At 66.2% G+C, this 9,327-nt stretch carries 9 protein-coding genes; 3 read left to right on the forward strand and 6 right to left on the reverse strand.

Translation table 11 applies throughout. The features are described from left to right. Nucleotides 1-87: 87 nt before the first annotated feature. The 3 genes from ACOJSF_RS10255 to ACOJSF_RS10265 all read right to left on the reverse strand — a co-directional run bounded on the left by ACOJSF_RS10255 (nt 88) and on the right by ACOJSF_RS10265 (nt 2,412). Entirely contained in the window at nt 88-564 is a 477-nt protein-coding gene (locus ACOJSF_RS10255) for a (2Fe-2S)-binding protein (RefSeq protein ID WP_420142110.1), read from the reverse strand. Between the two features lie 223 nt (nt 565-787). Further along, complete coding sequence (locus ACOJSF_RS10260) at nt 788-1,339, reverse strand: nuclear transport factor 2 family protein (protein WP_420142111.1); 552 nt, start codon at nt 1,337-1,339, stop codon at nt 788-790. 14 nt (nt 1,340-1,353) lie between these two features. Beyond that, nucleotides 1,354-2,412, reverse strand: a complete 1,059-nt coding sequence (locus tag ACOJSF_RS10265; protein WP_420142112.1) for an aldo/keto reductase — start codon at nt 2,410-2,412, stop codon at nt 1,354-1,356. A gap of 96 nt (nt 2,413-2,508) precedes the next feature. Between ACOJSF_RS10265 and ACOJSF_RS10270 the strand changes: the two genes are divergently transcribed. Further along, a complete protein-coding gene (locus ACOJSF_RS10270) occupies nt 2,509-3,399 on the forward strand; it encodes a LysR family transcriptional regulator (RefSeq protein ID WP_420142113.1) in 891 nt (296 codons plus the stop codon). A gap of 22 nt (nt 3,400-3,421) precedes the next feature. Here the strand turns inward: ACOJSF_RS10270 and ACOJSF_RS10275 are convergent, their stop codons facing one another. Continuing rightward, complete coding sequence (locus ACOJSF_RS10275) at nt 3,422-4,780, reverse strand: diguanylate cyclase (protein ID WP_420142114.1); 1,359 nt, start codon at nt 4,778-4,780, stop codon at nt 3,422-3,424. Nucleotides 4,781-5,050: 270 nt separating this feature from the next. After that, complete coding sequence (locus ACOJSF_RS10280; protein WP_420142118.1) at nt 5,051-5,461, reverse strand: hypothetical protein; 411 nt, start codon at nt 5,459-5,461, stop codon at nt 5,051-5,053. Here ACOJSF_RS10280 and ACOJSF_RS10285 point away from each other — a divergent pair. Beyond that, nucleotides 5,390-6,115 (forward strand): kinase, encoded by a 726-nt coding sequence (locus ACOJSF_RS10285; RefSeq protein ID WP_420142117.1) that lies wholly within the window; start codon nt 5,390-5,392, stop codon nt 6,113-6,115. The two genes, ACOJSF_RS10280 and ACOJSF_RS10285, sit on opposite strands and share 72 nt — an antisense overlap. Before the next feature lie 104 nt (nt 6,116-6,219). Continuing rightward, a complete protein-coding gene (locus ACOJSF_RS10290; RefSeq protein ID WP_420142115.1) occupies nt 6,220-6,642 on the forward strand; it encodes a DUF6766 family protein in 423 nt (140 codons plus the stop codon). Nucleotides 6,643-6,664: 22 nt separating this feature from the next. Here the strand turns inward: ACOJSF_RS10290 and ACOJSF_RS10295 are convergent. Beyond that, nucleotides 6,665-9,327, reverse strand: a 2,663-nt coding sequence (locus ACOJSF_RS10295; RefSeq protein WP_420142116.1) for a TonB-dependent receptor, incomplete at its 5' end; no start/stop codon positions are given.

Below are 9,327 nucleotides of genomic sequence, written 5' to 3' on the forward strand. Positions count from 1 at the left end.
CGGCGACGATGAGCGCCAGAAGCGGCAGGCAGCCGATCCGCAGCCGGCGTCGACGGGGCGTTCCCGCGTGAGGTCGACGTCGCCACCTCATGCCGTCTTTGCCCGGGTGGACGGGGATCGCGCCGCGTCATGGATCGCCGCGCGGATGCGGGTGTAGGTCGCGCAGCGGCAGATGTTGCCGCTCATCGCGCGATCGATATCGTCGTCGGTCGGGGCGCTTTTGACACGGAGCAGCGCCACGGCGCTCATGATCTGGCCCGATTGGCAAAAGCCACATTGCGGCACGTCGCGCTTTACCCAGGCGGCGAGCACCGCGTCCGCCTCCGGTCCTTCGACCGCTTCGATCGTAACGATCCGCGATCCGGCGGCCGCTTCCAGCGGTAGGGAGCAGGAGCGCATGGGCTGGCCATCGACATGGACGGTGCACGCGCCGCATTGGGCAATGCCGCAGCCATATTTCGTGCCAGTGAGATGGAGCGTGTCGCGAAGCACCCACAGGAGCGGCGTTTGCCCGTCCTCCTCGATCCGATGTGTGTGGCCGTTGACCACGAGCTGATACGACATGCGACAGGCTCTATCCGTGAGGAAACATCGTGCCAGGGTACGCGCAGCAGGCCGAACCTCGAACGCCCGATCCTTCGGAAAACTTGCCTAAACGGCCAGAACATGTCCGCCGCCCTTATCTGGCGCGGCATCAGGCGAGCCGCGCTCGATCAGGCCGCGCGCCAATCGCGAAGCGGTTGTGCGGGGTGTGGCACTCCCTCCCGCGCCCGACGCCCCCACCGGGTTATTGCGCGCGTGGCCGATTATTCTCGATCACCCGCTGATAAGCGGCGAGATCCAGAAAAGCCTCCGCCTCGACCGCTCGGCCGGCCTTCATCCGCAAGATCCAGACAAACTGGTTGCGATATGGCGCTCCGGACGTGGTCGTGGCTGATCCATCGAACCGAACGATGACCACGTCTCCGTCCGCCCAGATGCTCCGGACTTCCGGGATTATCGGCCCGGCCAGACGGCTGACCAGCGGAGCGGAGGCGCGTCGCGTGAAGTCCTCGAGACCGCGATACGTGCCGGCGACCGGGCCGGAGCCGTGAATCGTCCAGACGATGTCGGGTGCGAGAAGCTCCGCAAAGACGTCGCCGCCGGCGCGCCACTTCTCGAACGCCGCCTGGACGATCGCCTTATTGGTCTTCTCCGGAACGGCATCGTTGCCGGCGGCACGGGGGAACGCTCCGGTTGGGGCGTGGGCCGCCGGTCCAATCGCGAACAAGAGCGCTGAGGCGAGCATGAGGGCACGCTTGGCTAGGACAAGGCCGCCACGAAGCTGGAGGGGTCTCATTACAAGCTCCTTTCCTAAACTCGGCGCGCCACGGCAGCTCCGCCGAAGATGAGCTGTTGAACCAGGGGGCGCTCCACGAAGCGCGCCGGGAATATCGGATCGGGCTCGCTGACCTGGTTCAGGCGAGCCAGCTGATCCGACGACAACGCCACGTCCAGCGCGCCGAGATTCTCTTCCGCCTGTGCCAGGGTGCGGGCACCCATGACCGGCGACACGACGGTAGGGTTCGCGAGCGTCCACGCCAGCGCGATCCGGGACGGCGTCGATCCTACCTCATCGGCCACTGCGCGAACCTCTTGCGCGATCTCGATCGAACGATCGTTGAGATGCCCGGATGAGGCGATGACGCCCTTGCGGCTGGGAGACACCGCCGCATCGCGTGAATCTTGAATGTCCGCCTTGCTATATTTTCCGGTCAGCACGCCGCCGCCGAGCGGCGACCATGGGAGCACGCCGAGCCCCAGGGCTGCGGCCATCGGCATGAGCTCATGCTCCACGGTACGCTCTACCAGGCTGTATTCGATCTGAAGCGCGACAAACGGAGACCACCCTCGCAAATCGGCGAGGGTCTGCATTTCAGCGATCCGCCAAGCTGGCGTATTGCAGATGCCGACGTAGAGAATCTTGCCGGATCGGACGAGGTCGTCGAGGGCCCGCATCACCTCATCCGGGCGGGTCGTCATGTCCCATCCGTGGAGATACAGGAGATCGATCCGGTCGGTGGCGAGTTGCCTCAGGCTTTGCTCGACCGAGCGCACCATGTTGAGGCGGTGATTGCCGCCCGAATTGGGGTTGCCGGGGTCGCGCGCCATCGTGAACTTCGTCGCTAGGACGAGCCGCTCCCGCTTGTCGCCGACGAACTCCCCAACGAAGCGTTCGGCGGCCCCGTTGGTGTAGTTCACCGCGGTGTCGATGAAATTGCCGCCTCGATCGACGTAGAGATCGAAGATGCGGCGTGCCTCGCCGCTCTCGGCGCCCCAGCCCCAGTCTGATCCGAACGTCATGGTGCCCAGGCTCAATGGCGAGACGCGTAATCCCGACCGCCCAAGCAGCTTGTAGTCAGTGAGCTTCATCGTCGGCTCTCCTCATTTCGCTGCCCGAAAGTAGGAGCCGAATGTGGGGCAGACAATTTGCTCAATCCTGACCGGACTGGTAATCTGCAATTACCAATGACGGTCGACCTCGCCGGAATTTCTGTCTTTCTCGCCGTCGCGGAGATGCGCAGTTTCCGTGCGGCTGCAGATCGTCTGGGTGTGACGCGACCAGCGGTGAGCCAGGCCATTCGTCGCCTCGAGGATCGCCTGGGTGTCGCGCTGCTCCAGCGCACGACGAGAAGCGTCAGCCTGACCGAGGCGGGCGAGCAGCTTTTCACGCGCTTGGCGCCAGCCATGGGCGAGGTCGGCCTGGCGCTGGACGCCGTAGCGGATCGAGACACCGCGCCGAGCGGTCTTCTTCGGCTGGCGGTATCCTCGATCGCGGAACGGTTCCTCTCAGGACCGCTGCTGGTCGGCTTCGCGGACACCTATCCTGCGGTTCAGATCGATGTGACCGTCACGGACGAGGAGTTCGACATCGTGGCGGAGGGTTATGATGCGGGCGTGCGGCTCGGCGAGGTGATCGATCAGGACATGATCGCCGTCCCGGTGTCGGGCGAGCAGCGCCAGATCGCGGTTGCCGCGCCCGCCTATATCGAGCGCTTCGGCACGCCTTCGCATCCTTCCGATCTGGCGCGGCATCGGTGCATCGGCTGGCGTCCCGCGCCCCGCACCGCGCCCTACCGCTGGGAATTTGGTGAAGGAGAACGCGAGTACGACGTGGCCGTCAATCCCGAGATCACCACCAATGACATGTGGCTGATGATCCGCACGGCCTGCGCCGGGGGCGGCATTACCTTCGGCATGGAGGAGACTTTCGAGCCCTATGTTTCCTCCGGACAGTTGGTCTCTCTTCTCGAAGAATATTGCCCGCCGTTTCCGGGCTTCTTCCTCTATTTTCCGAACCGAAGGAATCTCGCCCCGAAGCTTCGGGCCTTGGTCGATCACGTCAAGCTTTGGCGATAAATGGCGAACTGAAACCGGTACGCTATTGGTGTAACCACTCCACCCGATTCCGCCCTTTGTGCTTTGCGCGGTAAAGTGTTTCGTCCAGCTGTAGCAGAAGGTCGGACATGCTTGGCGGCACTCGCTTGAGAAAGCATCCCGCTATGCTCACCGTCGCTCGCACGGGTTCGGCATTCCAGTTGAACGTGCGTGCGGCGAAGGCGGCGCGTAATCGCTCCGCCACCCCTTGTGCTGTTTCGGCATCCGGAACCGCCACCGACAATGCGAATTCTTCGCCGCCCAGGCGGCCAATTAGATCATTCTCACGGCAGCACTGTTTGGCGACCGTTGCAAATGTCTGAAGCATCATATCGCCTGCCAGATGGCCGTGTTGATCATTGATGCCTTTGAAATGATCGATGTCGAGCCAAAGGATAGCCAGTCCTTTTGCCACCATGTCTTCGGAGCGCAGGCGTTCGCGAATGCGCTCTTCGAACGCCCGGCGGTTGAGCAAGCCGGTCAGGGCATCGTGATCAGCGGCCTCGCGGACGCGCTTCAGCAGGTCGTCATGCACAGCCATGGCGCTGGATATCGTCAGGGGCACGAGGACAAGAAAGGCGATGGCGATCCGGACCGAAACCACGTGGCGTGGGATCGTCATGTCCTGGCCGATATCCACTATGCCAAGACCGATCGTGATCAGCGCGCCGACGCCAAGCGCCGTCGTCAGCATGGTTGTGACCGGTACCGGATAGCGTAGGGCGCATAACAGCAGCGCCGGGACGGGGAACATGATGCAGCCCGGGCCATCGAAGAGGGCGGCGGCGACGCTCGACGCGGCCAGCGCGAGCGCCGGCCAAAGCGATATCAAACTCGGTCTCTTACGCTCCGCTCTCGATTGTAGGGCGCGACGGGGCGGCGGGGCGGTGAGCAAGACCGGCAGAACGACGAGATAGTTCGCCAGTTCGCTGGCCGGCCATGTCATCATCGTCTGCCAGGGAGATCCGCCGAATTCGACCACGACCAAGGCCGCCCCGACCAGCCCCCCCGCAAGACTTGCCGGCACCAGACAAGCAAGGATACGCAGCACGGAATGCATGCGGCGCAGTCGGAGATCGCGCGTGTCCAGCTGGATTAGAAGGAATGTCGCGGTCGCCGCGCTGATCAGGTTAGCCGCCGCAAAGAAAGCAGCGAGGGATAACGGGCGGCCAAAGCTGAGATCGGCCGCGACATAACCTGCCGCTGCGCCGACCCATGCGGGCATACGGCGCAGGCGAGGATCGCGCACCATAAGGCCGGCGACCAGCGCGTTAGCGGGCCAAAAAGCAACCGAAAACGCTTGCCACGATGCGAGGCCGAGGATGCCTGCTCCAAACCCGAGAAGGCCGGTAAACGCTATCACTCTGATGGCAACCGTCGGGGCAAGCGCGCTTGCGGCAGGTGTTATCCTATATCTTCGTAGCACCAGGTTGGCGTCCCCCCTCGCCCAGTCGAGTTTCCGGTCCGGCCGTTAATGATGACCGCCGTTTGCAGCCTCTAAAACGTCTGGTTTATGGTTTTTTTGCGCACCAATCTGTCAAATTGTCCTACAATCACTTGTGCGTTGCGCCAGGGAACTTTTCGATTTGCACGCCGCCAGCCAGCGGCGCGCACCGACCCGCTCCAGCATCAGCTAGGCACCCCGCACGCAACATATCCGAGGAAAGATGCCCGCGCCGAGGCCGTAGGCCGTCTCGCTCATGACCAGATCGTCGAGCAGCTCCAGCTTGACGAAGCCGACGTTGACGCGATCGAGATCGTTGAAAATGGAGCAGAGGAAGAGGAACGGCACGAACCGCCAGCCGATCTTGTTCGGTAGGGCGCGTCCATTTCGATCCCCTCTGCCGTTCCGGCCTGTCTTGCGGCGCGCCGGATATCGGTTAGGCGTCGGCGCATGACCGATCCCGCGATCCTGGCTGCCGTTGAGAATGCGGTGACCGCAAGGCTGGCCGCGAACGCCGGCCGATTGCTCGTGCTGGGCATTTGCGGCGCGCAGGGCAGCGGAAAATCGACGCTGGCGGATGCCCTGGCGGCTGCCCTTCAACGGCGGGGGGTGGCCGTGGCGACTCTGTCGCTCGACGATCTCTACAAGACGAAGGCCGAACGCCTGGACATGGCGGCGGCGATCCATCCGCTGTTCGCCACGCGCGGCGTTCCGGGCACGCACGATGTCGATCTGGGAGTGACGACGCTCGACGCACTCGCGCGCGGCGAGGCGGCGGCGCTGCCCCGGTTCGACAAGGCGCGGGATGACCGGCACCCGCCCGAAACCTGGCCTCTCGCGCCGGCGGCGACGCAGGTCCTGATCCTCGAAGGCTGGTGCGTCGGCGCGCGTCCGCAGGACGAAGCGGCGCTGGTCGCGCCCGCCAATACGCTCGAAGCGGAGGAGGACCGCGACGCGACGTGGCGCCGGTTCGTCAATGCGGCGCTCGCCGATGACTATCCGCGGCTCTTCGACCGCATAGACCTGCTCGTCCTGCTGGCGGCGCCCGGCTTCGACATCGTGCACCGCTGGCGCACCCAGCAGGAACATGCGCTTCGCGCGCACGGTGGCGGCGGAATGGCCGATGCCGAGATCGAACGATTCATCCGTCATTATGAGCGCCTGACGCGCCACATCCTGTCGACCATGCCCGCTTATGCCGACATCGTGGTGACGCTGGACGAGGAACGGCGGCCGCGTTCGATCCGCGCCTAGCGGGGGCGCGACGCCGAGCACCCCGGGCAGAGGAGGAACAAGCGCCCCCACGGCCGCTTTAGCCGGGGCGGTCCATCCGCGACCGCGTCGATAAAGGTGACGCCATGAGCCGCGCCAAAAAATATGCCTACGCCTGGATCACGATCGCATTCTTCCTCATCTCGATCATCGCCCACTGGGTCTTCGGCTGGTTCGCTTTCGTGAACGAGGCGGCGGACCACGGACAGGCGCCGCAAGTCTCCGCCTATCTGGTCGAAATGGGCCGCGACACGTTCGAGAACTGGCAGTCGGAATTCCTCCAGCTGCTGTGGCAGGTCGTCGGTCTCGCTTACTTCCTCTACGTCGGATCGCCCTCCTCGAAGGAAAATGACGACCGGCTGGAGGCCAAGATCGACGCGCTGATCCGCCTCAAGGCCGGGGACCAGGCCGAGCCGATCATCGCCGGTATCGACGCCCGCTATCTGCGCAAGCACGGCCACGCCCAGCCGCATGGCACGGATACCGAGGATCAGCAGTCCGAACCCTGAGCACGACGGCCCGACCGGCTCGTCAGAACAGCAGTTTGCGCACGGTCAGCATCACGGTCCGGCCGAGGGGATCGAGGTAAGCGGGCTGGTAGCGCAACGGCGTCTCGCCATTGGCATCGCGCACGCGCTGGCGCTCATTCGCGATGTTGGTCACCGCGAACGACACGCGCAGGCCCCGCGCCCAGCCCTTGCCGACGAAGGCGGGCATCTGCCCCACGTCGGCGAACAGGCGCATATCCACGGTCGCGAGCGGCGAGAAGCGCAGGTCGCCGACCGCGCTGCCCGGCCCGCCGCGTACGTCCGTCGCGCTCTGCCAGTTGGCGCTGAACCGCACGCCGAGCCCGTTGTTCGAATAGCCGAGCTGCCCCTGCACCTTATGTTCGGGCGTGCCGCCGCCCGCGCCCACCGCGCCGCCGTCGAGCAGGTCGATGACCGGCAGGCCGGGGCGGATGAGCACGTCGTTGCGCAGCGTCCAGGTGTCGTAAAGCGCAAATTGCACGCGCCCGCCGCCGCTGCCCCGGCCGCCACCGCCGAACCCGCCGCCACCGAACCCGCCGCCGGGTCCGCCGAAACCGCCCCCGGGACCACCCGGGGGGCCACCGCTCGGACCCGGGCCGCCGCCCGGAGGACCGCCGAAGCCGCCCGGCCCGCCGAACCCGCCGCCCGGGGGCGGCCCGCCTTCCTCCCCCGGAGGCGGCGGCGGGGGGGCGCCCTCGGGTGCGCCGGCGGGGGGGGCTTCCCCTGCCCCGCCACGCGCGCCTTCCAGTGCGCCCGGCGCACGGCCGCCCCGGCGCTGCGGCATCGGGAAGGGCGGCGGCACGTCCTTGCCCGCATCGCGTGCCGCGCGCCATTCCTCGAAGCGGCGCTGCATGATGGACTTGAGCGCGATCGATCCGTTGAAGCCGATGCGCAGCTCGTCGCGCCGTTCGCGCTCGAAATTGACCGAGCGCGTGTCGATCGACACCAGCCGCCCGCTCGCGTCGCGCACGAAGCGGTCGGGGAACGCACCCTCGATATCCGCCGTCGGCTCGGGCAGGCTGGCGATCGCGCCCGTCGTGCGCGCGCTGACGAAATTCGCGCTCAGCATCATGTCGTTCTTGGTGAACGGCTTGATCGTCGCGCCGAGCTTCACCGTCTGGCGCGTGCTCGCATCCAGCGCGGGGTTGCCCCCGGCGATCTGCGTCACGTCCACCGTCGTACCCGCGATATAGTCGAACACGCGCACCTGCGGCGTCACCACCGTGGGATTGCCGAGCTGCTGCACCGTCGGCGCGGTCTGGTCGCGCGTATAGGATCCGATTAGGTTGAGGCGGGTGATCGGCGACCATGTCGCACCCCCGCCATAGGTGGTCAGCGTCCCGAAATCGGACAGGTCGCGCACCCCCGCATTGGCGTTGAGCGAGAGATTGCCGAGCCACGGCAGCACGCCGTTGCGCCGGCTGGCGATCGGCAGGTCGAGATTGACCTGACCGCTCGCGTTGCGCCGGTCGAGATCGGTCGATTGCGCGACGCCGTTGCGCAGCGAAAAGGAATCGAGCTTGGTATAATCGACGCCGAAGCGGAAATTCGTGTTGATCGGGCCAGCCGGCAGCCGCGCGATCGGGCCACCCACCACGGCCTGCAATTCACCGCTGTTGGAGGTCGATCGCGCCCGATCGACGCGCATCCCCCCGATCAGCCCGGCGGAGAGCGGCCCGAACGGATTGACCGCCGGGTCCAGCGCCGTGATCGCGTCCTGCAGCGCGCTCGTGTCGAAGCCGCGCTCGGTCCGGGTCCGGTTCTCGCCCCGGTCGTAATTGCCGATCAGGTTCCAGCGCCAGTCGCCCCGGTCGCCGCTCAGCCCGAGGCCGAGATGGCCGTCGATCGTGCGGCCGCGCTGGCGCAGCGGATCGGTCGACAGGTAACGCGATACCGCCACCGGCCCCGCAAAGGGGGAAAAGGGACTGTCCTCGGGCAGCGTCAGGCTCACCCCCGGCAGGCCGGTCAGCGCATTCGTGTCCGTATAGGCGAAGCTGCCGTTCACCGTCGCGGTCGTGCGGCCGAAGGCGGGGCGCGAATAGACGATGTTGGTGCTGATCTGCTGCGACGATCCGCGCAGCGTGCGGTAGCGCGCGATGTCGGTCCGGTTGGGCTGGTTCGCGGTCGCGGCGAAGTCGGCCAGGCTCGCGCCCGTCGTCGGCACGCCCGCGATCGTCACGCTTTCACCCGCAAGCGCGCTCAATGCCGGATCGATCTCGGGCGATCCCGATCCGCGCGGCGCGGTGACGTTTCCGGTCAGATCGAACGGCTCGCCGCTCGCGATCGATACGACGTCGCGCTGGCTTTCCCGAAGCTTGGCGTTGGCCTGATAGCGCAGGTTGACGCTCAGCCGCTCGTCGCGGCGGATGCGGATGAAATTGGCCTCCGGGTTGGTATTCGCCCCCCCGCCTTCGGTCGCGAAGCCCCCGCCCGCCTGGCCGATCATCGCGCGGAAGCGTGGCCGCAGCACGAAATTCACCACGCGCTGATCGGCCGAATAGCCGTATTTCAGGGAGACTTCCTCGGGCAGGATCTCGACCCGCGCGATCGCCTCGGTCGGCAGATCGCGGATCTCCCGAAATCCGGTGATGCGCCGCCCGTTCAACAGCACGACCGGCATGCCGCCCGACCCGCGCCCGCTCGTCGTCTGCGGCGAAAGCTGGTCGA

The sequence above is a fragment of the Sphingomonas sp. genome (assembly GCF_048594985.1).
Taxonomy (GTDB): domain Bacteria; phylum Pseudomonadota; class Alphaproteobacteria; order Sphingomonadales; family Sphingomonadaceae; genus Sphingomonas_I.

Coding starts and splice junctions, on each gene's coding strand:
- ACOJSF_RS10255 (WP_420142110.1), bottom strand. CDS start 564: ATGTCGTATCAGCTCGTGGTCAACGGCCACACACATCGGATCGAGGAG.
- ACOJSF_RS10260 (WP_420142111.1), bottom strand. CDS start 1,339: ATGAGACCCCTCCAGCTTCGTGGCGGCCTTGTCCTAGCCAAGCGTGCC.
- ACOJSF_RS10265 (WP_420142112.1), bottom strand. CDS start 2,412: ATGAAGCTCACTGACTACAAGCTGCTTGGGCGGTCGGGATTACGCGTC.
- ACOJSF_RS10270 (WP_420142113.1), top strand. CDS start 2,509: ATGACGGTCGACCTCGCCGGAATTTCTGTCTTTCTCGCCGTCGCGGAG.
- ACOJSF_RS10290 (WP_420142115.1), top strand. CDS start 6,220: ATGAGCCGCGCCAAAAAATATGCCTACGCCTGGATCACGATCGCATTC.